29 protein-coding genes are annotated in these 26,998 nt (G+C 70.4%); 11 read left to right on the top strand and 18 right to left on the bottom strand.

Annotation, left to right across the window (positions count from 1 at the left end; translation table 11 throughout):
* Positions 1 to 113 precede the first annotated feature (113 nt).
* The 3 genes from FXO23_RS08015 to FXO23_RS08005 form a co-directional block, all read right to left on the bottom strand.
* A complete protein-coding gene (locus FXO23_RS08015; protein WP_158882489.1) occupies positions 114 to 1,289 on the bottom strand; it encodes a DUF445 family protein in 1,176 nt (391 codons plus the stop codon).
* A gap of 74 nt (positions 1,290 to 1,363) precedes the next feature.
* Positions 1,364 to 2,587: a DUF445 family protein gene (locus tag FXO23_RS08010; RefSeq protein ID WP_158882361.1), complete on the bottom strand. Its 1,224-nt coding sequence runs from the start codon at positions 2,585 to 2,587 to the stop codon at positions 1,364 to 1,366.
* Positions 2,588 to 2,667: 80 nt separating this feature from the next.
* A complete protein-coding gene (locus FXO23_RS08005; RefSeq protein WP_281356485.1) occupies positions 2,668 to 3,270 on the bottom strand; it encodes a GNAT family N-acetyltransferase in 603 nt (200 codons plus the stop codon).
* On the opposite strand from FXO23_RS08005, the gene FXO23_RS08000 reads away from it, so the two are divergent.
* Positions 3,226 to 4,092, top strand: a complete 867-nt coding sequence (locus FXO23_RS08000; protein WP_158882359.1) for a coiled-coil domain-containing protein — start codon at positions 3,226 to 3,228, stop codon at positions 4,090 to 4,092. The two genes, FXO23_RS08005 and FXO23_RS08000, sit on opposite strands and share 45 nt — an antisense overlap.
* Here the strand turns inward: FXO23_RS08000 and FXO23_RS07995 are convergent.
* From FXO23_RS07995 to FXO23_RS07980, 4 genes are all read right to left on the bottom strand, one after another.
* Positions 4,084 to 5,532, bottom strand: coding sequence for an FGGY-family carbohydrate kinase (locus tag FXO23_RS07995; protein WP_425484847.1), 1,449 nt, complete (start codon positions 5,530 to 5,532; stop codon positions 4,084 to 4,086). The two genes, FXO23_RS08000 and FXO23_RS07995, sit on opposite strands and share 9 nt — an antisense overlap.
* Positions 5,529 to 6,878: an MFS transporter gene (locus tag FXO23_RS07990; RefSeq protein ID WP_179956711.1), complete on the bottom strand. Its 1,350-nt coding sequence runs from the start codon at positions 6,876 to 6,878 to the stop codon at positions 5,529 to 5,531. Before FXO23_RS07990 ends, FXO23_RS07995 begins: the two co-directional genes overlap by 4 nt.
* Positions 6,879 to 6,978: 100 nt before the next feature.
* Positions 6,979 to 7,776: a DeoR/GlpR family DNA-binding transcription regulator gene (locus tag FXO23_RS07985; protein WP_158882357.1), complete on the bottom strand. Its 798-nt coding sequence runs from the start codon at positions 7,774 to 7,776 to the stop codon at positions 6,979 to 6,981.
* Positions 7,777 to 7,781: 5 nt separating this feature from the next.
* Complete coding sequence (locus tag FXO23_RS07980) at positions 7,782 to 8,414, bottom strand: histidine phosphatase family protein (RefSeq protein WP_158882355.1); 633 nt, start codon at positions 8,412 to 8,414, stop codon at positions 7,782 to 7,784.
* Positions 8,415 to 8,510: 96 nt separating this feature from the next.
* On the opposite strand from FXO23_RS07980, the gene FXO23_RS07975 reads away from it, so the two are divergent.
* The 6 genes from FXO23_RS07975 (at position 8,511) to FXO23_RS07950 (ending at position 14,587) form a co-directional block, all read left to right on the top strand.
* On the top strand, positions 8,511 to 9,203 hold the full coding sequence (locus FXO23_RS07975) for an HAD family hydrolase (protein ID WP_158882353.1): 693 nt from the start codon (positions 8,511 to 8,513) through the stop codon (positions 9,201 to 9,203).
* Positions 9,200 to 10,906: a dihydroxyacetone kinase family protein gene (locus tag FXO23_RS07970; protein WP_158882351.1), complete on the top strand. Its 1,707-nt coding sequence runs from the start codon at positions 9,200 to 9,202 to the stop codon at positions 10,904 to 10,906. The genes FXO23_RS07975 and FXO23_RS07970 overlap by 4 nt, the downstream gene beginning before the upstream one ends.
* On the top strand, positions 10,906 to 11,370 hold the full coding sequence (locus FXO23_RS07965) for a ribose-5-phosphate isomerase (RefSeq protein WP_158882349.1): 465 nt from the start codon (positions 10,906 to 10,908) through the stop codon (positions 11,368 to 11,370). Before FXO23_RS07970 ends, FXO23_RS07965 begins: the two co-directional genes overlap by 1 nt.
* A 63-nt stretch (positions 11,371 to 11,433) precedes the next feature.
* The gene (locus tag FXO23_RS07960) at positions 11,434 to 12,465 is read left to right on the top strand and encodes a 2-hydroxyacid dehydrogenase (RefSeq protein ID WP_158882481.1); all 1,032 of its coding nucleotides are present in this window, start codon (positions 11,434 to 11,436) and stop codon (positions 12,463 to 12,465) included.
* A 5-nt stretch (positions 12,466 to 12,470) separates the two neighbouring features.
* Complete coding sequence (locus FXO23_RS07955; RefSeq protein WP_158882347.1) at positions 12,471 to 13,925, top strand: FGGY-family carbohydrate kinase; 1,455 nt, start codon at positions 12,471 to 12,473, stop codon at positions 13,923 to 13,925.
* Between the two features lie 8 nt (positions 13,926 to 13,933).
* Entirely contained in the window at positions 13,934 to 14,587 is a 654-nt protein-coding gene (locus FXO23_RS07950; protein ID WP_425484850.1) for a class II aldolase/adducin family protein, read from the top strand.
* A 444-nt stretch (positions 14,588 to 15,031) separates the two neighbouring features.
* On the opposite strand, the gene FXO23_RS07945 is transcribed toward FXO23_RS07950, so the two are convergent.
* Positions 15,032 to 15,577 carry a DinB family protein gene (locus tag FXO23_RS07945; protein ID WP_158882343.1) on the bottom strand — a complete coding sequence of 182 codons (546 nt, stop codon included), beginning with the start codon at positions 15,575 to 15,577 and terminating at the stop codon, positions 15,032 to 15,034.
* Positions 15,578 to 15,653: 76 nt separating this feature from the next.
* Between FXO23_RS07945 and FXO23_RS07940 the strand changes: the two genes are divergently transcribed.
* Complete coding sequence (locus tag FXO23_RS07940) at positions 15,654 to 16,160, top strand: GNAT family N-acetyltransferase (RefSeq protein WP_343034459.1); 507 nt, start codon at positions 15,654 to 15,656, stop codon at positions 16,158 to 16,160.
* Positions 16,161 to 16,202: 42 nt separating this feature from the next.
* Positions 16,203 to 16,985: an SDR family oxidoreductase gene (locus tag FXO23_RS07935; protein WP_158882341.1), complete on the top strand. Its 783-nt coding sequence runs from the start codon at positions 16,203 to 16,205 to the stop codon at positions 16,983 to 16,985.
* 76 nt (positions 16,986 to 17,061) lie between these two features.
* Here the strand turns inward: FXO23_RS07935 and FXO23_RS07930 are convergent, their stop codons facing one another.
* From FXO23_RS07930 to FXO23_RS07885, 10 genes are all read right to left on the bottom strand, one after another.
* Positions 17,062 to 18,495 (bottom strand): MBOAT family O-acyltransferase, encoded by a 1,434-nt coding sequence (locus FXO23_RS07930; protein WP_158882339.1) that lies wholly within the window; start codon positions 18,493 to 18,495, stop codon positions 17,062 to 17,064.
* A 215-nt stretch (positions 18,496 to 18,710) separates the two neighbouring features.
* Positions 18,711 to 18,908, bottom strand: coding sequence for a Z-ring associated ZapG family protein (locus tag FXO23_RS07925; protein ID WP_158882337.1), 198 nt, complete (start codon positions 18,906 to 18,908; stop codon positions 18,711 to 18,713).
* Between the two features lie 36 nt (positions 18,909 to 18,944).
* On the bottom strand, positions 18,945 to 19,901 hold the full coding sequence (gene rlmB, locus FXO23_RS07920; RefSeq protein ID WP_158882335.1) for a 23S rRNA (guanosine(2251)-2'-O)-methyltransferase RlmB: 957 nt from the start codon (positions 19,899 to 19,901) through the stop codon (positions 18,945 to 18,947).
* Position 19,902: 1 nt separating this feature from the next.
* On the bottom strand, positions 19,903 to 21,294 hold the full coding sequence (cysS, locus tag FXO23_RS07915) for a cysteine--tRNA ligase (protein ID WP_158882333.1): 1,392 nt from the start codon (positions 21,292 to 21,294) through the stop codon (positions 19,903 to 19,905).
* 65 nt (positions 21,295 to 21,359) lie between these two features.
* The gene (locus tag FXO23_RS07910; RefSeq protein ID WP_158882331.1) at positions 21,360 to 22,046 is read right to left on the bottom strand and encodes an HAD family hydrolase; all 687 of its coding nucleotides are present in this window, start codon (positions 22,044 to 22,046) and stop codon (positions 21,360 to 21,362) included.
* Between the two features lie 26 nt (positions 22,047 to 22,072).
* Positions 22,073 to 22,468 (bottom strand): PPOX class F420-dependent oxidoreductase, encoded by a 396-nt coding sequence (locus tag FXO23_RS07905; RefSeq protein WP_158882329.1) that lies wholly within the window; start codon positions 22,466 to 22,468, stop codon positions 22,073 to 22,075.
* A 21-nt stretch (positions 22,469 to 22,489) separates the two neighbouring features.
* Positions 22,490 to 22,885, bottom strand: a complete 396-nt coding sequence (locus tag FXO23_RS07900; RefSeq protein ID WP_158882327.1) for a PPOX class F420-dependent oxidoreductase — start codon at positions 22,883 to 22,885, stop codon at positions 22,490 to 22,492.
* Positions 22,886 to 22,894: 9 nt separating this feature from the next.
* Positions 22,895 to 23,380 (bottom strand): 2-C-methyl-D-erythritol 2,4-cyclodiphosphate synthase, encoded by a 486-nt coding sequence (ispF, locus tag FXO23_RS07895; protein ID WP_158882325.1) that lies wholly within the window; start codon positions 23,378 to 23,380, stop codon positions 22,895 to 22,897.
* Positions 23,377 to 24,051 (bottom strand): IspD/TarI family cytidylyltransferase, encoded by a 675-nt coding sequence (locus FXO23_RS07890; protein WP_158882323.1) that lies wholly within the window; start codon positions 24,049 to 24,051, stop codon positions 23,377 to 23,379. Before FXO23_RS07890 ends, ispF begins: the two co-directional genes overlap by 4 nt.
* A 29-nt stretch (positions 24,052 to 24,080) precedes the next feature.
* Positions 24,081 to 24,572: a CarD family transcriptional regulator gene (locus tag FXO23_RS07885; protein ID WP_158882321.1), complete on the bottom strand. Its 492-nt coding sequence runs from the start codon at positions 24,570 to 24,572 to the stop codon at positions 24,081 to 24,083.
* 299 nt (positions 24,573 to 24,871) lie between these two features.
* On the opposite strand from FXO23_RS07885, the gene FXO23_RS07880 reads away from it, so the two are divergent.
* On the top strand, positions 24,872 to 25,549 hold the full coding sequence (locus tag FXO23_RS07880) for a copper chaperone PCu(A)C (RefSeq protein WP_158882319.1): 678 nt from the start codon (positions 24,872 to 24,874) through the stop codon (positions 25,547 to 25,549).
* A gap of 48 nt (positions 25,550 to 25,597) precedes the next feature.
* Complete coding sequence (radA, locus tag FXO23_RS07875; RefSeq protein WP_158882317.1) at positions 25,598 to 26,968, top strand: DNA repair protein RadA; 1,371 nt, start codon at positions 25,598 to 25,600, stop codon at positions 26,966 to 26,968.
* Positions 26,969 to 26,998: the final 30 nt, after the last annotated feature.

The following is a 26,998-nucleotide window of genomic DNA, read 5'->3' as shown; positions in this document are numbered from 1 at the left end:
AGCGGCACCGGTTGCCCCACGAGCATCCTGCGCACCGTTCGTCGCCTTCACGCGCGCACCGAACGCCGCATTAGGTGTGTGGGACGCGCCGAAAGCCACATTTGTTGCGCCTGTCAGTGCAGCAGGAGCAGGACCTGCAACTCCCCGACCAGCCCGCCGATCACCGCGCCGACCGCGATCAGCTTCCACTCGTCCTGCCGGAACGCCGGGCGCAGCAGGCCCTCGAACTCCACCGGGGACAGCCGCCGCATCCGGTCCACGATCGTGTTCCGCACGTCGAGGGCGTTGATCGCGTAGTCCTCGGCGTGCCGGATGGTCTCCGGCACCCGCTCGGCCGCCTTCGCCGCCGCGGCCTGCTTCATCTCCTGGAACCGCCGCGAGCCGACCGCCATGGCGACGAACGGTTTGACGATGCTGGCCTGCGCGTCGATGGTCCGCCGCACCTCGCGGCTGATCATCTCGAACAGCCGGTCCGCCTTCGGCCCCCGCAGGATCTCCTCCAGCAGGTTCGGGATGGTGATGATCTCGCGGGCGATCATGTCGCCGTAGTCGGCGGCCACCTGGTGCCGCCGCTTCTGGAACACGCCCTGCCAGGTGTAGCAGCCGAGGAACACCTTCGGCTCGCGCGGCAGGAAGATCATCTTCAGCGCGAGCCAGTCGGTGAACCAGCCGATCATCAGGCCGAACGCGGGCAGCACGTACGGCGACTTCGTCAGCGCCCACACCAGCAGCTGCACCACGCCGAGGTAGAACCCGAACACGATCCCGGACCGCGCGATGAACCGCATCTCCGGCCGGGAGATGTCCCGGATCAGGCGGTTCAGCAGCGCCTTGTCCCGGACCAGGTTGGTCACCACCATGTGCTTGAGGTCCAGCACGTCGTCGATGTTGTGCGAGATCTCGCGCATGATCTTCGCGATGACCTTGGGCGATTCGGTCTGGACCCGTTTCAGCAGCAGCTGCTGCGCGCCGGTGGGCAGCGCCTCCCACAGCCGGGGCTGGTACTGCTCCATCACCTCGCGCGTGATGTCCTCGACCACCCGCAGCAGCGGCTCCTCGATCTCCTTCGCGACCTGATCGGGGTCCAGGCGCGCGAAGATCTCGTTCGGATCGACGAGGTTGCTGGTCAGCATCTCGGTCGCGGTCGCGGCCATCCGTTCCGCGTTGGCGGGCAGCACGCCCTGCCAGCCGAAGAACGGCCGGATGCCGACGAACTCGACCGGTTTGAACATCATCTCGATCGCCACGCGCTTGGTGACGTACCCGATCAGGGCCGCGATGAAGGGCATCGTGGCGTACACCTGCCAGTGCGCCTGCAGGTCCGCGAGAATCCCCTCCACGGCGGAAACCGTAGCTGGCGCCTTCAGTGCAGCAGGAGCAGGACCTGCAGTTCCCCGACCAGCCCGCCGATCACCGCGCCGACCGCGATCAGCTTCCACTCGTCCTGTTTGAACGCGGGACGCAGGATGCCCTCGAACTCGACCGGGGTGAGCCCGCGCATCTTGTCCACGATCGTGTTGCGGACGTCCAGCGCGTCGGTCGCGTAGCCCTCGACGTGCCGGATGGTCTCCGGCAGGTGCTCGAGGGCCTTCGCCGCGGCCGCCCGTTTCATCTCCTGGTACCGGCGGCCGCCGACGCTCATCGCGACGAACGGTTTGGCGATGCTGATCTGCTGGTCGATGGTCTTCTGCACCTCGCGCTGGATGAGCGCGAACAGCTTGTCCGACTTCGGCCCGGTGAGCACCGCCTCCAGCACGTTCGCCACGGTGAGCACCTCGTCGGCGATCAGGCCGCCGTAGTCCATCGCCACCTGCCGGCGTCGTTTCTGGAACATGCCCTGCCAGCGGAAGAACAGGAACCCGCGCGGCTCCCGCGGGTAGAAGATCATCTTGAGCGCGAGCCAGTCGGTCACGAATCCGGTGACGAACCCGAAGATCGGCATGATCAACGGCTGCTTGGTCAGCGCCCACGCCACGAACTGCACCAGCCCGATGACGAATCCGAACCAGATCCCCGAACGCGCGATGAACTTCAGCTCGGGCTGGGCGACCTCCTTGATCAGCCGGCAGGTGAGCGCCTTGTCGCGGACCATGTTCGTGATGAGCATGTCGTTGACGTCGAGCACCTCGTCGATGTTCGCCGACACCTCGCGCATCAGCCGGGTCACGACCTTCGGCGCCTGCGCGCGCACCCGGTCGATCAGCAGCCGCTGCGCCTGCGCGGGCAGCAGCTCCCACAGCCGGGGCTGGTACTGCTCCATGACCTCGCGCGTGACGTCCTCGACCGAGCGCAGCAGCGGCTCCTCCAGCTCCTTGACCATCCGGTCCGGATCGAGGCGCGCGAAGATCTCCCGCGGGTTCACCAGGTGCCGGGTCAGCAGGTCGACCGCGGTGGTCGCCATCCGCCGCGCGTTCGCCGGGATCACGCCCTGCCAGCCGAAGATCGGTTTGACGCCGACGAACTCCAGCGGCCGGAACATCATCTCGATGGCGACCCGTTTGGTGATGTACCCGATCAGCGCGGCGATGAACGGCATCGTCGCGTAGACGTGCCAGTGCTCCGCGATGTCGGCGAGGATCGCCCCCATGTCACCCTCCCGACATCGCCTGCTAACACCCGGTCAACAGAGGATGTCATGCGCGGGAGGGCGGACCAAGACCGCGGCGATCAGGCCAGTACGCGTCGCAAGTGGACGCGATCCTCGCCGGGACCGTCGTAGTCCGGCTGGGGAGCGGACACTTCGAAGCCCAGCTTGGTGTGGAAAGCGATCGAGTTCGTGTTGGCGGGCGAGGTGATCGCGTGCACCTCGGTGCGCCCCGCGGCGCGGGCCGCCGCGAAGAACGTCTCGTAGAGCCGCCGGGCGAGGCCGCGCCCGCGGAACTCCGGGTCGATCCCGACGAAGTGGATGTAGGCCTGTGCGGCGTGGTCCTGGGAGTGGAAGCCGACCAGGAAGCCATGCAGTCGCCCGTCCTCTTCGGCGAGCAGGCTGGTGCCCGCGAAGTGCTCGAGGAAAAGCCGGGGCAGCAGCAGGGAAAGCGCTTGCGCCTGCTCGGGAGTGCGCGAGTCGCCCCACCACGTCCGCACCGCCGCGACCAGGTTCGGATGGTCCTCGGGGCCGGGGTGTCGAAGTTGATCTGTCACTCCGTTCACCGTAGTGAGACGTCTTACGCGATGCAGCCGAATGGCGGTATGGAATCGGTCGACCGTAGTTACTAATCTTCCCGCATGGCTGAAGCCGACACGCCCAACCCCGCCCCCAACACCTCCCACTTCGCCACCGCCTTCCGTGGCTACAACGTCGAGCAGGTCGACGAACGCTTCAAACGCCTGACCGCGGAACTCAAGGAAGCCGCGCAGAACCGGGACCAGGCGCTGGCCTCGGTCTCCGAACTGACCAAGGCGCTGAGCCTGGCCCAGCAGGAACTGTCCGAAGCCAAGGCCGGGCTCGCGCGTATGGCCACCAACCCGACCGGCGCGACCGCGATGACCGAGCGCGTCCGGACGATGATGGCGCTGGCCGACGAGGAAATCGCCGAACTGCGCAAGAACGCCGACGAGTACTCGGAGAACAAGAAGTCCGAAGCGGACGACTACGCCCGGGACGTCCGCGCGGCGGCCGACGAGCGCACCAAGGAGCTCGACGAGCGCAGCCGCGAGCTGGAAGAGAAGTACGCCAACCTGACGAGCGAGCTCGAGGACAAGCACGCGAAGCTCCGCGAGGAACTCGAAGCCGAGTTCGAAGCGCTCAAGAAGGAGCACAACGAGGAGCACAAGCAGCTCCTCGCCGACGCGCGGGCCGAAGCCGAGCGCAAGGCCGCGGAAACCGAGGCCGCCGCGAAGGAGAAGGCCGCCGGGATCATCGCCGACGCCGAGGGCCGCCTGGCCGAGGCCGAGCAGACCCGCACGCGGGCCCGGGAGTTCAGCGCGAAGGTCACCGAGCAGCTGAGCGCCACCAGCGCCGCCGTGCAGGAGGCCATCGCGCACCTCGCGCCGAGCGAGGAAGATCAGCCCGTCGCCGAGGCCAAGGCCGGGGAACCGGCCGAGAAGACCGAAGAACCGAAGAACGCCAAGGAGAAGGTGCCGTCACCGTAAGGCGACGGCGTACAACTCCTCGTCGATCCAGCCCCGGGCGTGCAGCTCGGTGCAGAAACGCCGGTAGGAGCCGGTGAGCGCGTCGCTTTCGCGCTCGTCCGGCTCGACCAGCGTGCCCGCGTCGGCGAGCCCGGCGGCCGTGCTCGCCGCGCCGAGGCCGCCGGGCAGCAGCGCCGCCGCGGCGAGCAGCGCCGCGCCGTACCCGGTCTCCGCGTGCGGGGACACCCGCAAACCCAGCCCGGTCACCGTCGCCCGAATTCGTGTCCACAGTGGACTCTTGCTGCCGCCGCCCGCGGCGAACAGCGGTGCGCGCACCTGGATGCCCAGCCGCCGCAGGTGATCCAGTGCGAGCCGTTCGACGAACGCGACCCCTTCCAGCCGGGCCCGATGCAGTTCGACCTCGTCGGCCGGACCCGAGGTGAAGCCCCGGGCGTCCGGGGTGACGAACGGGAACCGCTCACCCGAGCGCGCCAGCGGGTAGGCGACGATCCCGGCGGGACCGCGCTCGGCGGCCGCCGCGTCCAGTCCGGCCAGGCCCGGGGTGCCCGCGACGGCCTCGCCGCCGGTGTTCGAGGCGCCGCCGGGCAGCCACCAGCCGTCCGGATGGCGGTGGCTGTACAGCGCTCCGCTCGGATCCGGGACGAGCCGCTCGGTGACCCCCTTGAGCACGTACGTGGTGCCGAGGATGCCGACGAACCGGCCGGGTTCGTGCGCCCCGGTGGCCAGCTGGCCCGCGCAACCGTCGGTCATCCCGGCGACCACGCGGCAACCGGCCGGGAGCCCGGCGATCGGGCGGGTGAGGGTGCCGAGCACGGTGGTCGGGCGGACCACCTCGGGCAGCCAGGCCGCCGGGACGCCGAACGCGTCGAACACCTCGTGCGCCCATTCGCCGGTCAACGGGTCGTATCCGCTTTTCAGGGCGTGCGAGGAGTCGGTGGCCACCGGTGCGCCGAGCAGGTGCGCGCCGATCACCTCCGGGGTGTGCCGGATCCCGGCGGCGCCCGGGACCGCGTCGCGCAGCCAGGCGATCCGGCCGAGCGCCGCGGTCGGCGAGACCGTGATGCCCAGCGCCCGCCAGCGGTCCGCGCCGAGTTCGGCGGCCTTCGCGTTGTGCCCCGCGCCGCGCCGGTCGTCGTACATCAGCGCGGGGGAGACGGGTTCGCCCCGGCCGTCGACCGCGACGATGGTGCCCGAGGTGGCGGACACCGCGACCGCGGCGACCTCCGCGCCGCGGCCGGGGAGTTCGCCGGTGACCTTCCGCAGCGCGCTTTCCACGGCGGGCCACCATTTCGTGGCGTCCTGCTCGCTGCGCCCGTCGGCGGTGCGTTCCGGCTGGGGCAGCTTCTCGGCCGCGGTGGCCACGACGGCGCCGCCGCCGTCCACCGCGAGGGCTCGCACCCCCGCGGTGGCGACGTCGACGCCGATCGATATCGAACTCACGTGGTGGTAACCCTTTCCCCGAGTTCTTGCAGGTTGGCGTCTTCCTGGATGGCTTTCTCGGTGGTCTCCGGCAGTTTCAGGAACCGCACCAGCACCGCGGCGACCAGGTACAGCGCGGCGAAGATGATGACCACCCCGGCGGCCCCGGCCGGGCCGAGGAACAGGCTGACGATCGCGGGTCCGGCGAACGCGGCCGCCCCGGCGCCCAGGTTGAGCAGGGCCATCGCGCCGCCCTTGTTCTCCGGTGCGAGCGAGGGCAGCAGCGCGGAGATCGGCACGAACCCGGCGAGCGTGGCGCCGTAGAGCGCGCCCACGATCAGCGCCAGCCAGTAGTACTCCGCGCCCATCGCCAGCGGAACGAAGTACAGCAGCAGGATCGAGATCGCGCAGCCGATCGCGCCGAACCAGAAGATCGTGGTGCGCCAGCCGATCTTGTCGCTGAGCACGCCGAAGATGAGGTTGAAGAAGATGTTGGTGCCGTAGATGACCGACACCAGCAGCAGCCACCGGCTCTCGCCGAAGCCGATCTCGTCGATGAAGATCGTCGGGAAGAACACCAGCATGCCGAACTCGGGCGCGGTGTTGATGACCCGCACGATCATGCCGACCCCGACCCGCGGGTTCTTCCAGGCGATCGAAACGCTGGAGACCAGGCTCTGCACCGGTTTCACCTCGGGTGGCGCGAGCCGCCGGTACCCCGTGCGCTCCCGCACCCCGAACACGCACACCAGCCCGCCGAGCGCGAGCAGGCCCACGGACAGCCACAGCGTGCCGTAGTGCCCCATGATCGGGTTGGTGAAGCTGGCGACCAGCGCGCCGAGCGTCGGCAGGCCGCCGGTGAACGCGAAGTAGAACCAGCCGACTGCGGCGCCGAGCCGGGCGATCGGCGCGACCGCGGTGATCCACACCAGGAAGCCGAACGCGAACATGGGGTACCCGAAGCCGCGGATCCCGTAGAAGACGAGCATCAGCGGGTAGTTCTCCCCGGGGACCGCGACCGCCAGGAAGAGCACGTCGAAGACGAGCCAGATGGCCAGCCCGACCAGCATCACGCGGCGCGGGCCCCACAGTTCGGAAAGCGCTCCGGACAGCCAGGACGCGAGCATCACGGCGACGCCGTACACGGTGATCACATAGGACGCTTTGATTTCCGTGCCCGCGCCGTGATCCGCCATGAACGGCGCGATGAATCCGGATTCGACGCCGTCGCCGATCATGAACAGCAGCAGGCCGGCGTACCCGAGGAAAAGCGGTGCGGGCAGCCCCCACCGGTTCAGCAGCCTGGCGAACGAGCTCTCCTCGCCGCCACCGGTCCGGGACAACCGCGGTGTTGTCAACTGGCTCATACACGCCTCCATGACGATAAGTCACAGTATCATGGATCGTGTTAAGTTAACGCGCAAGATGTGACGGCGAACTTTTCGGCGGTCTTCGGGCGAGCGCCGGTCAGATTTCGGCGACGTCCACCTTGGTGCGGCTGCGCAGCTCCTCGACCAGGTTCGCCGGGACGCCGTCGTCCACGATCAGCCGGTGGTAGTCCGAGAGCGGGGCGAGCCGGTGCAGCGCGGGGCGCGGCATCTTGCTGGAGTCCATCAGCAGCACCCGGGTCTCCGCGCTGGCCAGCATGGCCCGCTTGACCATCACGATGTCCGGCTCCTGGTGGTAGGTCATCTCGGTGTTCATCGCCGAGGTGGACACGAACGTGATGTCCACGCTCAGCCGTTCGACCGCCTCCAGGCACGGCATGCCGAGGAACGAGTCGTGCGTGCCCGAGTAGTCGCCGCCGATGCAGATCAACCGCAGCTCGTCGGTGCCCTTGAGCACGTCGATCGTGCGCAGGTAGTTGGTCGCCACGGTCAGCGGGGTCAGCTCGGGCAGCAGCTTGGCCAGGGCCAGCGCGCTGGTCGAATCGTCCAGCAGGATCGACATCCCCGGTTCGACGAAGTCCACCGCCCGCCGGGCGATCGCGGCCTTGGCCTCGACGTGCGCGTTCAGCCGGTACTCGGCGTTGCTCTCGAACACCGTGGAGGGCTGCGCCGAAACGCCGCCGCGGAACTTGCGCAGCAGGCCCCGCCGGGACAGCTCGTCGATGTCCCGGTGCACGGTCATGTGGCTGACGCCCGTGTACTCCACCAGCATCGCCACCGAGGCCTGACCGCGGTCGATGACGAAGTCGGCGATCTTCTGCTGCCGTTCGGTGCGCGAGCGGGCGCTGCCGCCACCGGTGTGGGCGTCGCTGGTCATGGGACTCAGTATCGCGTCCGGGCGGTCGATTGGTTGAAGCGCAACAGGCTGGTGTCGTCGCCGTGCAGCGAGAGTTCGGTGAGCGCCGCGTTCTCCAGGCGCGGGAACACCGTGCGGTAGGTGGCCAGCGGGATGCCGAGCAACCGGCACAGGGTCAGCCGGATGAGCGTGTTGTGCGCGACGACCAGGACCGGGCCCGCGTGCTCGCGGTCGGCGATCGCGCGCAGCGCGGCGGCGCCCCGGTCGGCCGCCTTCTCCGGCGGCTCCGCGCCGGGGAAAGCGCCCCCGACCGGATCGCCGAGGAAGGCGGCGACCGCCTCCGGATCGGTTTCGCGCAGCTCGGCGCGGGTGCGCCCCTCGGCGATGCCGAAGTGCACCTCGCGCAGGTCGTCCACGATCTCCGGGGACAGGCCGAGCGCGCGCGCCGCGGGGGCGGCGGTGCGCCGGGCGCGGTCCTGCGGGGAGCAGTAGAGCGCCACCGGGCGGTCCCTTTCGGGCCGCGCGGCGAGGAACACCGCCAGGTCCTCGGCCTGCTCGAGGCCGGTCGCGGTCAACGCGACCTCGCTCGAACCGGCGTACCGGTTCTCCGCGTGCCATTCGGTCTGCCCGTGCCGGGCGAGAAGCAGCCGGGTGCCCATGTCTCCTCCGCATCGCAGCCTCGCTGAGAAAAGAGCCGGTGACAAATCCCGGACTCGGTGTTAACTTAACATCAACGATGTGATGGAGGAGGTTCCATGGCGCTCGCCGCGGTCGTGTTCGACCTCGACGGAGTCCTCGTCGACAGCGAACATCTCTGGGAGGAGAACTGGGTCGCCTACGCGGCCCGGCACCAGGTCGAGTGGACCAGCGCGGACACCTCGACGGTCCAGGGCATGAGCGCGCCGGAATGGGCGAGCTACCTCGCCGAGCGCAGCGGCACCGCGGACACCGTGGAGCAGGTCGAGCGGGCCGTGGTCGACGGCATGATCGCGTCGATCGAGGCGGGTGAGGCGCCGCTGCTGCCCGGCGCGGACGCCATGGTCCGCGAGGTCGGCGCCCGGGTGCCGGTCGCGCTCGCCTCCTCGGCTGCCCGCCGGGTGATCGACGCGGTGCTCGCCACGCACGGGCTCACCGGCGAGTTCACCGCCACCGTGTCCAGCGCCGAGGTGCCGCGCGGCAAACCGAATCCGGACGTCTACCTGGAGGCCGCGTCCCGGCTCGGCCGCCAGGGCGCCGAATGCCTGGGGGTGGAGGACTCCAGCAACGGGATCCGCGCCGCGGCCGCCGCCGGGCTCACCGTGATCGCCCTGCCCAACCCCACCTACCCGCCGAAGCCGGACGCGCTGGAACTGGCCGCCGAGATCGCCGAGAACAACGACGACGTCCGCCGGAAACTGCTGGCGTATCTGGGCGAGCCCGTCCTGAGTGAATCGGGAGGTCACTCATGACGACTTTGGGCAAGCCCGAGACGTTCAAGCGCGACTGGGTGGACGGGTTCGTCACGGCGTATGGGCGGACCGTTCGTAAGGTGCCGGACGCCTACGGCGTGGTGCGGCGGGAGCCGACGCGGGACGGCAAGGTCGCGGTGGTCATCGGCGGCGGCTGCGGGCACTACCCGGCGTTCGCCGGTCTCGTCGGCCCCGGCCTCGCCGACGGCGCGGTGGTCGGCGACGTGTTCACCAGTCCGAGCGCGGAGCAGGTCTACCGCACCGCGCGGGCCGCGGAGAGCGGCGGCGGCGTGCTCTTCGGTTACGGCAACTACCAGGGCGACGTGCTGCACTTCGGCCTCGCCGCGCGGCGGCTCGCCGCGGAAGGCGTGGACAGCCGCACCATCCTGGTCACCGACGACATCGCCAGCGGCCCCGCCGACCGGCCCGAACGCCGCCGCGGCGTGGCCGGTGACTTCCTCGTCTTCAAGATCGCCGGGGCGGCCGCCGAACGCGGCTACGACCTGGACGCCGTGCACGCGGCCGCGGTCAAGGCGAACGCGCGCACCCGCACGTTCGGGGTGGCGTTCGGCGGCTGCACGCTGCCCGGCGCGCCCGAGCCGCTGTTCACCGTGGGCGAGAACGAGATGGAACTCGGCCTCGGCATCCACGGCGAGCCGGGTGTGCGCACGGTCTCCCGGCTGAACGCGACCGAACTCGCCGACGAACTCGTCGACGGGCTGCTCCCCGAACTTCCCACCGGCGACGGCCGGATCGTGGTGCTGCTCAACGGCCTGGGCCGCACCAAGTACGAGGAAATGTTCGTCACCTACACCCGGGTGCACGAGCGGCTGGCCGCGGCCGGGCTCAGCTCGCTGCACACCGAGGTGGGCGAGTTCGTCACCTCCCTGGACATGGCGGGCGTCTCGCTGTCGGTGCTGGTGCTCGACGACGAACTCGCCGAGCTGTACGCGGCGCCCTGCGACACCCCCGGCTACCGCAGCACCGGCGCGCTCCTGGAAACCGTCCCACTGGAGTCCACAGTGGACACAGTGCTCGCGGATTCCGCCGGTGCGGCCGGAAACGGGATTGTCGATCGAGTACTGACCGCCGCGCTGGCCAGCGTCGAGTCGAATGAGGACGAGCTGGGCCGGTTGGACGCGGTGGCCGCGGACGGTGACCACGGGCTCGGCATCACCCGCGGCATGCGCGCGGCCGTCGCGGCGGCCCGCGCCGCCGAACGGGACGGCGAACCGGTTTCCGGGGCGCTGCTGGCCGCGGGCACCGCGCTCGCGGACGCCGCGGGCGGGGCGTCCGGTGCGCTCTACGGCGTGCTGCTCGCCGAGACCGGGGCCGGGCTGGCGGGACTCGCCGCCGGGGAGATCACCGCACCGGTGCTGGCGGACGCGGTGGACGGCGCCGCGCGCGCGTTCGTCGAACTGGGCAAGGCCGAACCGGGCGACAAGACCATGCTCGACGCGATCGAGCCGTTCCGGGCCGTGCTGCGCGAACGGGCCGAGGCCGGATCGGGTGTCGCGGACGCCTGGCGAGCCGCGGCCGAGCGGGCGACCGAAGCCGCCCGGGAAACCGCGGACCTGCTGCCCGCCAAGGGCCGGGCGGCCCGGCTCGCGCAGCGCAGCAAGGGACACGCGGACCCGGGCGCGACCTCGTTCGCGCTGATCGTCACCGCCGTGGGCGGAGTTCTGGCAGAGAAGGAAAGCTGATGCGTGTTGTGGTGGCGGCGGATAACGCCGGTGTGGGACTCAAGAACGAAGTGCGTGAACTGCTTCGCGCCGATGATCGGGTCACCGAGGTGATCGACCTCGGGGTCGCCGACGCGGCCGACGACCGCGCGTACCCGGTGCTCGGGCTCGCCGCCGCGGAGAAGATCGCCGCGGGCGAGGCCGATCGGGGCGTGCTGGTCTGCGGCACCGGGATCGGCGTGGCGATCTCGGCGAACAAGGTGCCCGGCGTGCGGGCCGCCGTGGCGCACGACTCCTACTCGGCCGAGCGCTCGATCAAATCCAACAACTGCCAGGTCATCACGTTCGGCGCGCGGGTGATCGGGCCGGAACTCGCGAAGAAGATCGTCACCGAATGGCTCGGGTACACCTTCGACCCGGAGTCGGCCAGCGCGGGCAAGGTGGCGCACATCACCGACTACGAACAGACTCATCTGGCCAGCTGACTCGCACTTTGTCGGCCAAGTGCGGCGTGCACCGCCGCGGGTAGTGGGAGAGGAACAATGACGTTGCGGATACTCGCTGCGGGAGACGAATTCGTCGGCACCGAACTGCTCATCTCCGAGGTGCGCGCGGAAATCGGCGACCAGGAGTTCAGCAGGCTTTCGCTGCCCTGGCCGGTGGAGCCGTTCGGCCCGGTCGCCAACGTGCACGAGGCCAGCGGCACCGAGGCGCAGGTGATCGAGGCGCTGGCCGGGGCCGAGGTCGCGGTCACCCAGATGGCGCCGTTCACCAAGCAGGTCTTCGCCGCCGCGCCCGAACTGAAACTGGTCTCGGTCTGCCGGGGCGGCCCGGTGAACGTCGACCTCGCGGCGGCTACCGAGGCGGGCGTCGCGGTGACCTACGCGCCCGGCCGGAACGCCACGGCGGCCGCCGAGTTCGCGATCGGCATGATCCTCGCCGGGATGCGCCGGATCGCCACCTCGTCGGCGGAACTGCTCGGCGGGGCCTGGCGCGGTGACTACTACGCCTACGACAAGACCGGGATCGAGCTCGAGGGCTCCACGGTCGGACTGGTCGGCTACGGCGCGATCGGCTCGCGGGTGGCCAAGGTGCTGCTCGCGTTCGGCGCGCGGGTCCTGGTGGCCGATCCGTTCGCGGACCCGGCGCGGATCACCGCCGACGGCGCCGAGCTCGTCGAACTGGACGACCTGCTGCGGCAGAGCCTGGTGGTCAGCTTGCACGCCCGGCTCACCGAGCAGACGCGGAACCTGATCGACGCGGAGAAGCTCGCCCTGCTGCCCGAGGGCGCGGTGCTGGTGAACACCGCCCGGGGCGGGCTGCTGGACTACTCGCCGCTGCCCGCGGCGCTGCGGTCCGGGCGGCTCGGCGCGCTCGCGCTGGACGTCTACGACATCGAGCCGCCGCCCGCCGACTGGGCGCTGCGGGACGCGCCGAACGTGATCGCCACCCCGCACCTGGCCGGGGCTAGCCGCCAGACCGCCGAACGGGCGGCGAAGATCGTCGCCGCCGAGGTCGGCCGCTACGCCCGCGGCGAAGCGCTCGCCAACGTCGCCAACCCCGACGTGCTCACCCGGTAACCGCCATGAATGGTCACATCATCGGCGTCGACATCGGCACCTCGCTCACCAAGGCGGTGGTCTTCGACTCCGCCGGGGTGTCGATCGCACAGGCGAGCACCCGCTCCGAGGTGCGGCACCTCTCGGGCGGGCGGGTCGAACAGGATCTCGACCAGGTGATCGGCACGGTCGCCACGGTCGTCCGCGAAGTGGCCGCGCAACTGGACGGCCCGGTCACCGCGCTCGCGCTGACCGGCCAGGGCGACGGCCTGTGGCTGCGGGACGCGGACGGCCGCGCGGTCCGGCCCGCGATCTCCTGGCTGGACGGCCGCGCGAACGCGCTGCTCGCCAAGTGGCAGGCCGACGGCGTCACCCGGGAAGTGTTCCGCCGCACCGGCTCCGGCATGTTCCCCGGCTGCGCCGCGGCGATCATGTCCTATTTGGACACCCAGGAACCGGAATCGCTGGACCGGGCCGTGGTCGCGGGTTACTGCGTGGACGCGGTCGTGCAGCGGCTGACCGGCGAGATCACCGTCGACGTCTCGGACGCGTCGCTGCCGTTCCTCGACCCGGCGACGCGCCGGTACGACGAGGAGGCCATCGCGGCCTGCGGACTTTCCCACCGCCGCGCGCTCTTCGCCGAACCGGCGGCGAAGGCGGTGTTCCGGCTGAACGCCGAGGGTGCCGCACTGGTCGGCCTGCCCGAAGGGCTGCCGGTGAGTTCGGGCCCGTTCGACCTGGTGGCCAGCGCGATCGGCGCCGGGGTCCGGGAACCGGGCGACGGGATCCTCATCGCGGGCACCACGCTGGCCTGCCAGGTGCTCACCCGCGACGCCACGATCGATCCGGCCGGCGAACCGGCGGGGATGTTCCTCAGCACCCCGGCGGAAGGCGAGTACCTGCACGCGATGCCCGCGATGGTGGGCACCGCGAGCATCGACTGGGCGTGCGAACTGCTCGGGATCGAGGTCGAGGAAATCGGCCCGCTGCTCGGCGCGAGCGTGCCCGGCGCGGGCGGGGTGCGCGCGTTGCCGTTCCTGTCCAGCTCGGGCGAGCGCGCGCCGTTCGTCGACGCGGCCGCCCGCGCGCAGTTCGCCGGGCTGAGCCTGGAAACCGGCCGGGCGGACGTCGTGCGCGCGCTGTGCGAGTCGATCGCTTACGCCGCAAGGCATTGCTTCGAAGCCGCCGGGCTTTCCGGGCGCCTGTACGCGTGCGGCGGCGGGGTCCGCTCGGCGGAATGGACCCAGATCTTCGCCGACGTGCTGGGCCGCCCGATCGTGATCCCCGGCGATCCGGGCGTCGGCGCGCGCGGCGCCGTGCTGGTCGCCGCGGAATCGCTCGGCAGCCCGTTCGACGCCGAACTCTGGGCGAGCGACTCGCGTACCGTCGAGGTCCAGCCGGAGAATGTCGAGTTCTACCACCGGGGTTACGCCGACTACCAGGCTTCCCTGGCGGCGGCACGCGGATTGTGGAGGCTTTGATGGGTGAACTGCTCCTCGCGGAACAGCGGGCCGCGGTGTGCGACTACGCCCGCCGCATGACCGCCGACGGTCTCGTGGTCGGCACCTCGGGCAACGTCTCCGCACGCGCCGGGGACCTGGTCGCGGTCACCCCGTCGGGCGTGGACTACGACGCCCTCACCCCGGCCGACATCCCGGTGGTCGCCCTGGACGGATCTATTGTGGACGGTTCGCTGCGCCCCACCAGCGAACTGCCCATGCACCTCACCGTCTACCGCAAGGCCACCGACCCGGACGGCGCCGAAATCGCCGCCGTCGTGCACACCCACTCCGTGCACGCCACCGCGGTGTCCACTTTGGTCGAAGAGGTGCCGCCGATCCACTACATGCTCGCCACCATCGGCCCCACCGCCCGCGTCGCGCCCTACGCCACCTTCGGCACCACCGAACTGGCCGACGCGATGCTCACCGCCCTGACCGACCGCCACGGCTGCCTGCTCGCCAACCACGGCACCATCACCTACGGCGACACCCTCTCCGCCGCCTACCACCGAGCCCAGCAACTGGAATGGGTCTGCCACCTCTGGCTCACCGCCCGCGCCGCCGGCACCCCAACCCTCCTACCCCAAACCGAAATCAACCACGTCGTCAACAAACTCCACACCTACGGCCAACCCAAATAACCCCACCCAGAACACCCCACCAAACCCAGTGCAGCCCAGCCCCCACCACTCCCTGGGGGGCGACCCCGAGTCCAGCCTACCCACGAACCGCCCGGAAAACGGGGTCCGCGGAAATCTGTGGATAACGGATGGCGATGTGGACAACTCCCCGCCGCCAACCCCGCCCCCGGCCCACCCGCAAACCCACCTCGCCCGCCCGCGAACCGAGCCCGCCCCGCGAGCCGCCCCAGGCCCCCGCAGCGCGAGTCCCCCATTTCGGTCGTGCGAGTCCCGCATTTCGGTCGTGCGAGTTCCCCATTCCAGTCGCCCTGCCCACCTTCCCGCACCCGAGTTGCACCTTCCCGCACCCGAGTTGCACACTCAGGACCACGAGTTTCACGTTCGCGACAACGAGTTACACGTTCGCGGGTCCCGCACCCAAGACCGCGCGTCCGCGCCCGGGACCTAACCGGTCGCCTGCACCGCCCGGCCGACCGCGGTGATGTCGTGCACGTGGTGGATCCCCTCATGGGTGGCCTGCCGGACCAGCCAGCGCGCGGTGCGCACCTCGTGCGGCAGCCGGGTCGCGACACGGTCCCAGTCGGTGGCCTGACCGACCTCGTCGACGAATCCGTCCACATTGGACTCAATTTCATGCAAAACGGCGGTCAGGTCCAGCGAGTTGTACCGGAACCACTCGACCCGCCGATCGGGCAGCAGCGGTTCCACCGCGGGCCGTTCTTCGGTGCGGGTCCGGTACAGGCGGACGGTGTAGGCCGCGTAGACGTCCCGGATGTGGCAGGCGTACTCGACCACCGACCAGGTCCGCGGCTCCGGCCGCCGCACCCGCAACTCCGGCGGCACACCCAACGCGGCCGCGTGCACAGCGCCGGGTAGCCGCCGGACCTTGTCCAGCGCTTCGTCGATGGTCAGTTCGGCATAACTCAGGTCGCATTCGGCGCACACGTGGTCTTCTTCGGCCAGCGGTGGCAGATCAGCCGGTCTTCCCATACTGGCCAGCAAACTGGTCGAAACCGCGCTTGTCGAGAGATATCGTGCGGGCAGTGCCGCAACGGAAGGGATCGCCTTGCCCAGGGAAGAGACCGTCACCCACCTCGAGATGACCGATCCCGCCGAGTTGCGCCCGGCCGCGGCGGTGCCCGGGGTGTCCCTCGAACGGCTCGAACGCACCTCCCCGTTGATCCGTTCGGTGGCCGTGCGGATCGGCACACCGTACGAATGGCCGAGCGTCTCGTGGACCGACGCGCAATGGGGCGACTTCCTCGCTCACCCGCGGCGGGAGTTCTGGCTGATCCGCCATGGCGAGGAGATCGCCGGCCTCGCCGATTTCGAAGGCCAGGACGGCGGCCAGGTGGAGATCACGACGTTCGGGCTGGTCCCCGAATCGGTCGGCCGGGGCATCGGCGGCCACGCGCTCACCCTCGTCCTCGAACGCGCCTGGAAATTCCCGCACTCCGACGGCGAAGTGCGCCGAGTCTGGTTGCACACCTCGACCCTCGACCACCCCCATGCGATGCCGAACTACCGCAAGCGCGGCCTGCGCCCGTTCCGCACCGAACTCAGCGAGCGGTAATTCGGTTGACCGGGCCGGGCGGTGATCCGGACACTCCGGGGCATGCCGACCCGTACCGCACTGGTCACCGGTGTGAGCCGCCGCAAGGGGATCGGCTTCGCGATCGCCCGCCGCCTGCTGGCGGACGGGGCCCAGGTTTTCGCGCAGTCGTGGGCGCCTTACGACGAGACCGAGCCCTGGGGCGCCGACCCCGGCGGCATGCCCGGAGTGCTCGCCGCGCTCGGCGGTGAAGGCCCAACCCTCGCGCACGCCGAGGCCGACTTCGAAGACCCGGACGCCCCCGCCCGCCTGATCCGCGCCGCGAACGACCGCTTCGGCACCCTCGACACACTGATCGTGAACCACGCCCGCAGCTCCCTGGGCACGCTGCCCGAGCTCACCGCGGCCGAACTCGACCGCACCTGGGCGATCAACGTCCGTGCCACGTTACTGCTGGTGCAAGCGTTTGCGGCGCAGTATCGGAACACCCCGGCGGGCGGCCGGGTGGTGCTGTTCACGTCCGGGCAACACCTCGCCCCGATGTGCGACGAGATCCCGTACGCGACGACCAAGGGAACCCTGCACCAGCTCACGCTCACCCTCTCCGACGCGCTCGTCGAGCAGGGGATCACGGTGAACTGCGTCAACCCGGGCCCCACCGACACCGGATGGGCGACCGAGGAACTGAACCGCGGCGTCGAACGCGCGATGCCCGCCGGTCGCTGGAACTCGCCGGAGGAGGCCGCGAACGTGGTCGCGATGCTGCTGAGCCGCGACGCCGCCACGGTCACCGGCCGGGTCATCGACGCCGAAGCCGGCTTCCGCCGCTGGAAAGCGTGGATATGACGGAAACAACGACCGGCTCCCGAAATACGTGGTCGTTCGCGCGATTGTTTCAAGTGATCGACAATCTGAATCGCGGCTAGAACTGGTAGTAAAGGAATGGGCTGAAGGTGCCGTTGGCGACCAGGATGGCGGCGTAGGCCAGGCCGACGGTCATCACGCCGATGCGGAGGCCGTTGGCCGAGCGGCTGCGGGAGGATTCCAGCAGGGGCCCGGTGACCGGGTGCGAGGGCAGGAAAACCACCGCCAGCGCGGCGAGCAGGATGACCAGTCGCTGGTTGGTGAACGCGGCGTCGACCACCTCGGTCAGGCCGGCGAAGTCCGGCAGGAACATGTGGCCGATCATGTTCAGCGCCTGCCCCAGATCGGGGGCTTTGAAGAACACCCAGCCGAACACGACCAGGACCATGGTCAGCGCGCGCCGCGCGATCCGGGTCGCGGTGCCGGTGGGTGCGGTGTCGAAGCCGAAGGCGCGTTCGATGATCAGCAGGGCGCCGTGGTACAGGCCCCAGATCAGGAACGTCCAGTTCGCGCCGTGCCAGAACCCGGTCAGCACGAAAACGACGCACAGGTTCCGGTACGTCCGGGCCGCGCCGTTCCGGTTGCCGCCGAGCGGGATGTAGACGTAGTCGCGGAACCAGCGCGACAACGACATGTGCCACCGCCGCCAGAACTCGGTGATGGTGACCGACGAGTACGGGCGCGCGAAGTTCTCCGGCAGCCGGAAGCCGAGCATCCGGCCGAGGCCGATCGCCATATCCGAGTAGCCGGAGAAGTCGAAGAACAGCTGCAGCGTGTAGCCGACCGCGCCGATCCACGCGATCGCGAACGTCATCTCACTGCTGGGGGTGGAGAAGCAGGCTTCGACCAGCGGGCTGATCGAGTCCGCGATGATCGTCTTCTTGCACAGGCCCAGCGCGAACCGGGGGAACCCGGCGGCGATGTCGTCCAGGCGGTGCGACCGCCGCTGCGGCAGCTGGTCGGCGATCTCGCGGTAGCGCACGATCGGGCCGGCCACCAGTTGCGGGAACATCGCGATGTACGTGGCGAACGAGACCGGATTGCGCAGCGCCCGCCGCTCGCCGCGGTAGATGTCCACCACGTATGAGATGTGGTGGAAGGTGAAGAACGAGATCCCGATCGGCATCGCGATGTGCACGATCGGGAAGTCCCCGCCGAGCAGGTGCGCGAACGCGGCGAACTGCTGGGTGGCGAACCCGGCGTACTTCCAGATCACCAGCACCGAGACGTCGAAGCCGATCACCGCGATGAGCAGCCAGCGTTTGCGGGTCGCCTGGATGTCCCACGCGTTCGGCTCGAGCGCCGGTCCGGCGGCGAAGTTCACCGCCATGCAGGCGAGCAGCAGCAGCGTGAAGGCCCCGGCGCCGCTCGCGTAGAAGATCAGGCTGCCGACCGCGATGATGCCGTTGCGCCAGCTGCGCGGGCACACCAGCACGGCGAGCAGTACCGCCGGCATGAAGTACCACAGGAACAGTGGCGAGATGAACGACATCGGTGCGCGGGCTCCCAGGAGTCACGAGTCAGCCTCGTGACCCTAGCCGAGCGCGCTTGCCCGTGGTGGCCATACCAGGTTCAAGTGGCCCGCGCCATGCCCCGATCCGGCGGCGCGCCCGCCGCGGCGGCAGGAAGGGAGATTTACTACGGTTCTCCGGTAGTAAAGGTCCCTCGCTCCGGTAGAGCCGGAGCGAAGGTCCCTTCCTGCCGCGGCTACGACGGGGTCCGGGTGGCTTGGCGGCGGCCGACGGCGCGGCCGATGAAGTAGCCGAGCAGCAGGCCCACCACCAGGCCGATGGCGATGAAGAAGATGATCGTGGCCGCGGCGATCTTCCCGACCGTGCCGAGGAACCCCTTCGCCTCGAGCTCCTGGGCGACGGTGACGGCCTGAACCAGCGCGTAGTGGGTCATGCCGCCAGGATTCCACCCGCCGACCGGCCATGCACCCTAGACGCGCCCGGCGAGCCGCCGTCGCCGGGCGACCTCGGCGAGCAGCACGCCCGCCGCCACCGACGCGTTCAGCGATTCCACACCCGCCGCCATCGGGATCGACACGGTCGCGTCGCAGGTCTCCCGGACCAGCCGGGACAGCCCGCGCCCCTCCGAGCCGAGCACGATCACCAGCGGATCGGTCGCCAGGTCGAGCGAATCGATGTCCACCGAACCGTCCGCGTCCAGCCCGGCGATCATCAGCCCGTCGGACGCCCACGCCTTCAGCTGGCGGGTGAGGTTCGTCGCCACCGCGACCGGCAGCTTCGCGGCCGTTCCGGCGCTGGTCCGCCACGCGACCGCGGTCATCCCCGCGCTGCGCCGGCCGGGCAGCAGCACGCCGTGCGCGCCGAACGCGGCCGCCGAGCGGATCACCGCGCCCAGGTTGCGGGGATCGGTCACCCCGTCCAGCGCGACGAGCAGCGGCGGGTCCCCGGACTCCCGCGCGATCCGCATCAGATCGTCCGGATGCGCGTACTCGAACGGCGGCACCTGCAGCCCGAGCCCCTGGTGCACGGCCCGGTTGGTCTTCCGGTCGAGCTCCTCGCGCGGGATCTCCAGGATCGAGATGCCCCGGTCCGCGGCGATCCGCACCGCCTCGGTGACCCGATCGTCGGCGTCGACGTTCAGGGCCACGTACAGCGCGGTCGCCGGGACGTCCGCCCGCAACGCCTCGACCACCGGGTTGCGCCCGGCGATCAGCTCGGGCCCCTCGGTCTTGTTCGCGCGCGCCTCCTTGGCCTTGGCTTTGGCCGCGGCGCGGCGCTGGGCCGGGTGGCCCGGGCGCATCTCGGCCTTAGGGGTCGGGCCCTTGCCTTCGAGCGCCTTGCGCCGCTGCCCGCCGGAGCCGACCACCGCGCCCTTCTTCGTGCCAGGTTTGCGCACCGCACCCTGGCGCCGGGAATTGCCTGCCATACTAAGCGTCTCTCACTGTCCACAAAGGACCATTGGGGGTGTCTTCCACCGCGATGCCCGCCTGCTGCAGGCGGTCGCGGATCGTGTCGGCGCGGGCGAAGTCCCGTTCCGCGCGGGCCATCTGCCGCTCGTTGAGCAGGCCCTCGACCAGGTCGACCAGGGCCTGCCGGCTCGGCGTCTCGCTGCCACCGGCCTCGGCCCACTTCGGTGACAGCGGGTCCAGGCCCAGCACGTCGGTCATCGCGCGCACCGCGGCGGCGAGGTGAAGCGCCTCCTTCTCATCGCCCGAGTCGAGCGCGGCGTTGCCGTCGCGGACGGTGTTGTGTATCACCGCGAAGGCCTTCGGCGTCGCCAGATCGTCGTCGAGCGCGGCGGCGAACTCCGGTTTGATCTCCCCGGTGTGCACCACCCCGGCGACGCCCGCGACCCGGCGCAGGAACTGCTCGATCCGCTGGTACCCCTGCGCCGCCTCGGACAGCGCGCCGTCGGAGTACTCGACGGTCGAGCGGTAGTGCGGCTGGATCAGGTAGTACCGCAGCTCGGGCGCCCGGTAGTTGCGCAGCATCGCCTCGATGGAGACCACGTTGCCCAGCGATTTGGACATCTTCTCGCCGGCCAGGGTCACCCACGCGTTGTGCAGCCAGAACCGCGCGAACCCGTCGCCCGCGGCCAGCGACTGGGCACGTTCGTTCTCGTGGTGCGGGAAGACCAGGTCGACCCCGCCGCCGTGGATGTCGAACTCGGCGCCGAGATAGGCGGTCGCCATCGCCGAGCACTCCAGGTGCCAGCCCGGGCGCCCCGGGCCCCACGGCGTCGGCCAGGACGGCTCGCCGGGTTTGGCGCTCTTCCACAACGTGAAATCGCGTGGATCGCGTTTGCCCTCGGCCAGCGTCTCGCCCTGCTGCACCTCGTCGAGCCGCTGACCGGACAGCTCGCCGTAGCCGTCGAACGAGGTGACCGCGAAGTACACGTCCCCGCCCGCGGCGTAGGCGTGCCCGGAGTCGATCAGGCGCTGGATCATTTCCACCATCTGGGTGACGTGCCCGGTGGCCCGCGGCGCGATCGACGGCGGCAGGCAGCCGAGCAGGTCGTAGGCGCCCTCGAACGCGCGTTCGTGCGTGGCCGCCCACTCCCACCAGGGCCGGCCCGCGTCGGCGGCCTTGTTCAGGATCTTGTCGTCGATGTCGGTGACATTGCGGACGAACAGGACGTCAAGTCCATTGTGGACAAGCCAGCGCCGGAGGACGTCGTAGTTGAGCGCGCCGCGCACGTGGCCGATGTGCGGCACCCCCTGCACGGTGGCCCCACACACGTACATGGACGCCGTTCCGCTACGGGCGGGGTGGAACTCCCGCACGCTCCGGGTCGCGGTGTCATAAAGGTGTAGGACCACGCGGAAATGGTACGGGGCTCGCGTGTGCCGTGTCGCACGGCGTAGCGCTCAGGGGCGAAGGGCCCTCACCGGACGACGTGTTCGCGCAGCGCGGTGACCAGTCCGTTCGGTCGCCGGCTCGTCGGCAGCGGCTCGACCAGGGCGAACGCGCAGCCCAGCGCCCGAGCGCCACCGTCGGCCTCCTCGCTGTCGCCGACCATCAGCGTCTCCTCGGCCGGGACGCCGAGGCGGTCGATCGCCAGCCGGAAGATCTCCGGCTGCGGTTTGATCGCGCCGACCTCGAACGACAGCACGAACGCGTCGACGTAGGAGTCCAGCCCGCGGCTGGTGAACGCGGGCCGGATGTCGAACGCGATGTTGCTCAGCACCCCGACCGCGAGCCCCTGCTCGTGCGTGCCCTTCAGGACGTCCTCGGTGTCCGGATAGGGCGTCCACTGCAGCGGGTCGATCAGCCGGTGGTAGAGCGCCTTGGCCTGCTCGACCCGCGGCACCCCCGACTGCCGGAGCACCTCGAGGTAGACCTTCCGGTGCAGCCCGGCATCCAGATCGCGGTTTTCCCAGGCGTGCTGGTGCTCGTCGTCGAGTTTGGCGACCTGACCGACCGGGGCGGTCATCCGCCGCATCAGCTCGGTCTGCGCCTCGACGTCGAGCGGGTCGCCGTCGTGGTCGGTCAGCTCGGTCAGCCAGGTTTCGTCCTGTTCGAGCCGGAACAGCGTGCCGGAGAAGTCGAACAACACCGCCTTGATCGCCACGCGACCCAGGCTAGCGGCTCAGCGGTTCAGGCGGAGAAACCTGTGATCTTCTCCGGAATGATCCGGACCACCACGCGCACCACTTCGGCGGGCTCCTCCGGGTAGTCCTTGCCCTCGTACTTGTTCGACAGCTCGTCGATCAGCGCGCGGCCGTTCTCCTCGGTCAGCTCGGCGCGGCCGCGGACCTCGACGTAGTCGTACGGGTTGCCCATGCCGAAGATCGAGACGCTGACCCGCGGATCCCGGATCAGGTTGCGGATCTTCTGCCGCTGCTTGGTCGCCGAGAACAGCACGGTGTCGCCGTCTCGTTTGACCCAGACCACCGAGCTCTGCGGCCCGCCGTCCGGGTTCACCGTGGCGACGGTGGCGAAGTTCTTGCCGTCGAAGAGGGCACGGGTGGCCTCGTTGAAAGTCACTCCCATACCGGTGAGCCTAGTGGGATCTCACGGCGTGAATTCGACGATTTTCTCCGGCGTCACCCGCACGATCACGCGCCGGATCTCGCCGGATTCGAACGGCGGGTCCTCGCCGACGTACTTGTGGGACAGCTCCTTCGGCAACGCCTTGCCGGGGTCCTCGGTGACCGACGCGGTGCCGCGGATCTCCGCATAGGCGTAGGGATTCGCGGTGTCGAAGATCGACAGGCTGACCCGCGGATCCCGCACCAGGTTGCGAACCTTCCGCCGCCGTTCGGTCGCCGAGAACAGCACGTCGTCGCCGTCGCGTTTGACCCAGATCACCGAGGTCTGCGGTCCGCCGTCGGGGTTCAGCGTCGCGAGGGTGGCGAAGTTCTTCCCGTCGATCAGGCTGCGGGCGAACTCGCTCAAGCTGACTGCCATAACCCCAAACTAGTGATCGGCCGGGGCCGTCCCACCAGGTAGGAGCAGCGCGGTCGCGACGGCGGCGAGGCCCTCGCCGCGCCCGGTGAGCCCGAGCCCGTCCGAGGTCGTCCCGGCGACACCGACCGGCCCGCCCGCGGCCTCGGACAGCACTTCCTGAGCCTCCGCGCGCCGGGTGCCGACGCGGGGCGCGTTGCCGATGACCTGGACCGACGCGTTGCCCAGGCGCCAGCCCGCGGCCTCGATCCGGCGGCGCACCTCGGCGAGCAGTTCGGCCCCGTGCGCCCCCGCCCACCGCGGGTCGCCGGTGCCGAACACGGCTCCGAGATCCCCGAGCCCGGCCGCGGCGAGCATGGCGTCGCACAGCGCGTGCGACACCACGTCCCCGTCCGAATGCCCGGCGCACCCGTCGACCCCGTCCCAGCGGAGCCCGGCGATCCAGCATTCCCGGCCCGGCTCGACGGGGTGCACGTCGACCCCGGTGCCGACCCTCATCGATTCTCCTTGTGTTCGTCCACCAGCATGGCTTCGGCGATGACCAGGTCGAACGGGGTGCTCACGCGCATCCCGTTCGGATGCCCGGGCACGGTCCGCACCGGGACGTCCCCGGCGAGCGAAGCGAGCACGTCGTCCCCGCCGTGCGCGCACGCGGCGCGCAGGACCGCCTCGGTGCAGCCGAGGGGGGCCTGCAGGGTGCGCAGCCGGGAACGGTCCTCGGTACCGGTCACCACGTCGCCGGCGCCGACCAGCTTGACCGTGTCGGTGACCGGCAGGACCGGGACGACGGCCCCGCCGTGCGCGCCGACCGCCTCGGCCACCGCCTGGACGGTGCCGGGCGGGGTGAAGGCGCGGGCCACGTCGTGGACCAGGAAGACCTCGTACCGGGAAGGCCCGACCGAGTCGAGCGCCATCCGGATCGATTCGGCGCGATCGGCGCCGCCGGGCATCGCCCGGACGCGGTCGCCCGCGCCGGGAAGTGCCTGAAGAACTGAGTTGAAGGCCGCAAAGCGCCGTGCGGGGACCGTCACGACCACCAGATCCACGCACTGGCAGTCGAGCAGCCCTCGCACGGCGTGCGACAGTAGCGATTCGCCGTGAACCGAGGCCAACGCGTCCGGCTCCGCGGAACCGTGCGCATCAGCTATGACGAACGCGACGACTTTCATCGCCGTGATCGAATTCCCGGGGATCAGAACTAAACCGCTGCGGTTTCCAGAACCTCGTCGAGGAGCGATTCCGCCTTGCCCTCGTCGGTGCCCTCGGCGAGCGCGAGCTCGCTCACTAGGATTTGCCGTGCCTTCGCCAGCATCCGCTTCTCACCAGCGGAAAGGCCACGGTCCTTCTCTCGCCGCCAGAGGTCGCGCACCACCTCGGCCACCTTGTTCACATCGCCGGAGGCGAGCTTCTCGAGGTTGGCCTTGTACCGACGTGACCAGTTCGTCGGTTCTTCGGTATGCGGCGCCCGCAGCACATCGAATACTCGGTTCAAGCCATCCTGCCCGACGACATCGCGCACGCCGACGATCTCGGCGTTGTCAGCGGGCACACGAACCGTAAGATCCCCTTGCGCGACTTTCAGGACGAGGTACTTCTTCTCCTCGCCCTTGATCACGCGGGTCTCGATGGCTTCGATGAGTGCGGCACCGTGGTGCGGGTAGACGACGGTCTCTCCGACCTTGAAAACCATGTGTCCTCTGCCCCTTTCGCTGTATCCAGTCTAGCACGGGGTGTCGGGGGCCACCTAGCGCCCCGGGGACCGTCCGCGCAGGTCAGGGGCCTGATGGTGGTCTGGGCGGGGGTTGACAAACGTGCGTTTCCCATGCTCATGCAGGTGAGGCGGGAACCCTTGCAAGCACCCTGGCGAATCCACAGTGGACGGTGGAACTCCCCTCCCGGGCGCGGAACGGCTACCGGGTGATCCACCTGGTGCGGCGCCGGGCTACCCTTCGCGAGTATCTGGAGCGGGCGCTAGGAGGGACTCGTACCGTGAGGCTGCAGAAACGTCGCGTGCTCGGCTCGACCGTGCTGGGCCTCGGTGCCGCCCTGGCCATCGCCGGGTGCGGGGCCGGGCAGATCACCCAGACCGACACCCAGCAGCCCGCGGTCAACGGCGCTTACGGGCAGGTCGGCAAGCTCTCCATCCGCAACGCCTCGCTGGCCAACCGCAACGAGTGCGAGCAGGCATACACCCCGGGGTCGAACGCCCCATTGATCCTGACCGTGGCCAACGAGGGCGGCAAGGACGACGAGCTGGTCTCGGTGACCTCGGAGTACGCGTCCGGCGCGACCGTCGAGGGCGACAAGCTGGTCGTCGCGGGCAGCGCGCTGGTGATCGGCCCGTCCGCGCCGGGCGAATCGGAGGGCGTCGCCGAGCAGGCGGCGGCCGCGCCGTCGAGCACGGCGCCGGCGTCCTCCTCGGCGAAGCCCGGGGCGCAGGGCACCGTGTCGACCCAGCAGCAGGCGCCGGAGAAGAAGCGCGTCGGGCACGCCACCGTGGTCCTGCAGGGCCTGAAGGCCACCGTGTGGCCCGCCCAGACCATCAAGGTCACCTTCACCTTCCGCGACGCCGGACCGGTGACCGTCGACCTGCCGATCGCGGCCCCGACGAAGAAGCTCGAGTGCCGCCCGTCGGAAGAGCACGCCCCGCCCGCCGAAGGCCACTAGCGCGCGCCTGCCCGGAAACTGTCGGACCCGGCGGCTAACGTCTCGCCCGTGGGCAAGAAGGGCATCAGCTACCGCTGCGCGGAGTGCGGGAACGAGGTCGCCAAATGGGTCGGCCGCTGTCCCGAGTGCCAGGCGTGGGGGACCGTCGAGGAACGCGGCGACGGCCGTCCCCCGATCGCGCGCGTGGCCGCCGGGGCGCCGAGCGCGCCCGCACGGCCGATCGCCGAGGTCGACGTCGAGGCGGCGCGGGCCCGGAAGACCGGGGTCTCCGAGCTCGACCGGGTGCTCGGCGGCGGCCTGGTGCCGGGCGCGGTGGTGCTGCTCGCGGGTGAGCCGGGGGTCGGGAAGTCGACCCTGCTGCTGGAGGTCGCGTATCGATGGGCTGCGCGCGATGGCTCCGCGAGCCCGTCGTTGTACGTCACCGGTGAGGAGTCGGCGGGTCAGGTGCGGCTGCGCGCCGAACGCACCGGCAACCTGCACGAGGGCATGTTCCTGGCCGCGGAGAGCGATCTGGCCGCGATCCTCGGCCACGTCGACGCAGTCCGACCGGGCCTGCTGATCGTCGACTCGGTGCAGACCATGTCCTCGCCGCAGGCCGAGGGCACCCCGGGCGGGGTCACCCAGGTCCGCGCGGTCACCGCGGGGCTGGTCGCGCTGGCCAAGGAGCGCGGGCTGCCGGTCGTGCTGGTCGGCCACGTCACCAAGGACGGTTCGGTCGCCGGGCCGCGCGTGCTCGAGCACCTGGTCGACGTCGTGCTGCACTTCGAGGGCGATCGGCACTCCACGCTGCGCCTGGTGCGCGGGGTGAAGAACCGGTTCGGCGCGGCCGACGAGATCGGCTGCTTCGAACTGCGCGAGGACGGCATCGCCGGGGTGCCGGATCCGTCCGGCCTGTTCATGAACCGGACCCTGGAGCCGGTGCCGGGCACCGCGATCACCGTCACGGTCGAGGGCAAGCGCCCGCTGCTGGGCGAGGTGCAGGCGCTGGTCGCGTCCTCGACGCTCCCGCAGCCGCGGCGGGCGGTCAGCGGTCTCGACTCGGCCCGGGTCGGCATGGTGCTCGCGGTGCTGCAGAAGCGCGGCAAGCTGCCGCTGGGCGACAAGGACGTCTACACCGCGACCGTCGGCGGGATGAAGGTCACCGAGCCCGCGGTCGATCTCGCGGTCGCGCTCGCCGTGGCGTCGGCGGCGCAGGACGTGGCGTTGCCGCCGCGCCTGGTCGCGATCGGGGAAGTGGGGCTGGCCGGTGAGGTGCGCCGGGTGACCGGGGTGGGGCGCCGCCTCGCCGAGGCCGCCCGGCTGGGCTTCACGCACGCGATCGTGCCGCCCGATTCGGGCAAGGTGCCGGACGGCATCCGGGTGCTCGAGGCGGGCGATGTGGCCCTGGCGGTCCTGGCCGCCCAGCGCGCCCGCGCGTAATGCGGCCCGTGCGCCCCCGACAGGCGCACG

It is taken from the genome of Amycolatopsis anabasis, assembly GCF_009765355.1.
Lineage (GTDB): Bacteria > Actinomycetota > Actinomycetes > Mycobacteriales > Pseudonocardiaceae > Amycolatopsis > Amycolatopsis anabasis.
Note: the sequence above shows the minus strand (reverse complement) of the source record. Positions and strands in the feature narration are given on the sequence as shown.

Coding starts and splice junctions, on each gene's coding strand:
- FXO23_RS07970 (WP_158882351.1), top strand. CDS start 9,200: ATGACGACTTTGGGCAAGCCCGAGACGTTCAAGCGCGACTGGGTGGAC.
- FXO23_RS07965 (WP_158882349.1), top strand. CDS start 10,906: ATGCGTGTTGTGGTGGCGGCGGATAACGCCGGTGTGGGACTCAAGAAC.
- ispF (WP_158882325.1), bottom strand. CDS start 23,380: ATGAGGGTCGGCACCGGGGTCGACGTGCACCCCGTCGAGCCGGGCCGG.
- FXO23_RS07900 (WP_158882327.1), bottom strand. CDS start 22,885: ATGGCAGTCAGCTTGAGCGAGTTCGCCCGCAGCCTGATCGACGGGAAG.
- FXO23_RS08010 (WP_158882361.1), bottom strand. CDS start 2,587: ATGGGGGCGATCCTCGCCGACATCGCGGAGCACTGGCACGTCTACGCG.
- FXO23_RS07925 (WP_158882337.1), bottom strand. CDS start 18,908: ATGACCCACTACGCGCTGGTTCAGGCCGTCACCGTCGCCCAGGAGCTC.
- FXO23_RS08000 (WP_158882359.1), top strand. CDS start 3,226: ATGGCTGAAGCCGACACGCCCAACCCCGCCCCCAACACCTCCCACTTC.
- rlmB (WP_158882335.1), bottom strand. CDS start 19,901: ATGGCAGGCAATTCCCGGCGCCAGGGTGCGGTGCGCAAACCTGGCACG.
- FXO23_RS07975 (WP_158882353.1), top strand. CDS start 8,511: ATGGCGCTCGCCGCGGTCGTGTTCGACCTCGACGGAGTCCTCGTCGAC.
- FXO23_RS07890 (WP_158882323.1), bottom strand. CDS start 24,051: ATGAAAGTCGTCGCGTTCGTCATAGCTGATGCGCACGGTTCCGCGGAG.
- FXO23_RS07885 (WP_158882321.1), bottom strand. CDS start 24,572: ATGGTTTTCAAGGTCGGAGAGACCGTCGTCTACCCGCACCACGGTGCC.
- FXO23_RS07980 (WP_158882355.1), bottom strand. CDS start 8,414: ATGGGCACCCGGCTGCTTCTCGCCCGGCACGGGCAGACCGAATGGCAC.
- FXO23_RS07985 (WP_158882357.1), bottom strand. CDS start 7,776: ATGACCAGCGACGCCCACACCGGTGGCGGCAGCGCCCGCTCGCGCACC.
- FXO23_RS07990 (WP_179956711.1), bottom strand. CDS start 6,878: ATGAGCCAGTTGACAACACCGCGGTTGTCCCGGACCGGTGGCGGCGAG.
- FXO23_RS08015 (WP_158882489.1), bottom strand. CDS start 1,289: ATGCCCTTCATCGCGGCCCTGATCGGGTACGTCACCAAGCGCGTGGCG.
- FXO23_RS07930 (WP_158882339.1), bottom strand. CDS start 18,495: ATGTCGTTCATCTCGCCACTGTTCCTGTGGTACTTCATGCCGGCGGTA.
- FXO23_RS07935 (WP_158882341.1), top strand. CDS start 16,203: ATGCCGACCCGTACCGCACTGGTCACCGGTGTGAGCCGCCGCAAGGGG.
- FXO23_RS07905 (WP_158882329.1), bottom strand. CDS start 22,468: ATGGGAGTGACTTTCAACGAGGCCACCCGTGCCCTCTTCGACGGCAAG.
- FXO23_RS07955 (WP_158882347.1), top strand. CDS start 12,471: ATGAATGGTCACATCATCGGCGTCGACATCGGCACCTCGCTCACCAAG.
- FXO23_RS07945 (WP_158882343.1), bottom strand. CDS start 15,577: ATGGGAAGACCGGCTGATCTGCCACCGCTGGCCGAAGAAGACCACGTG.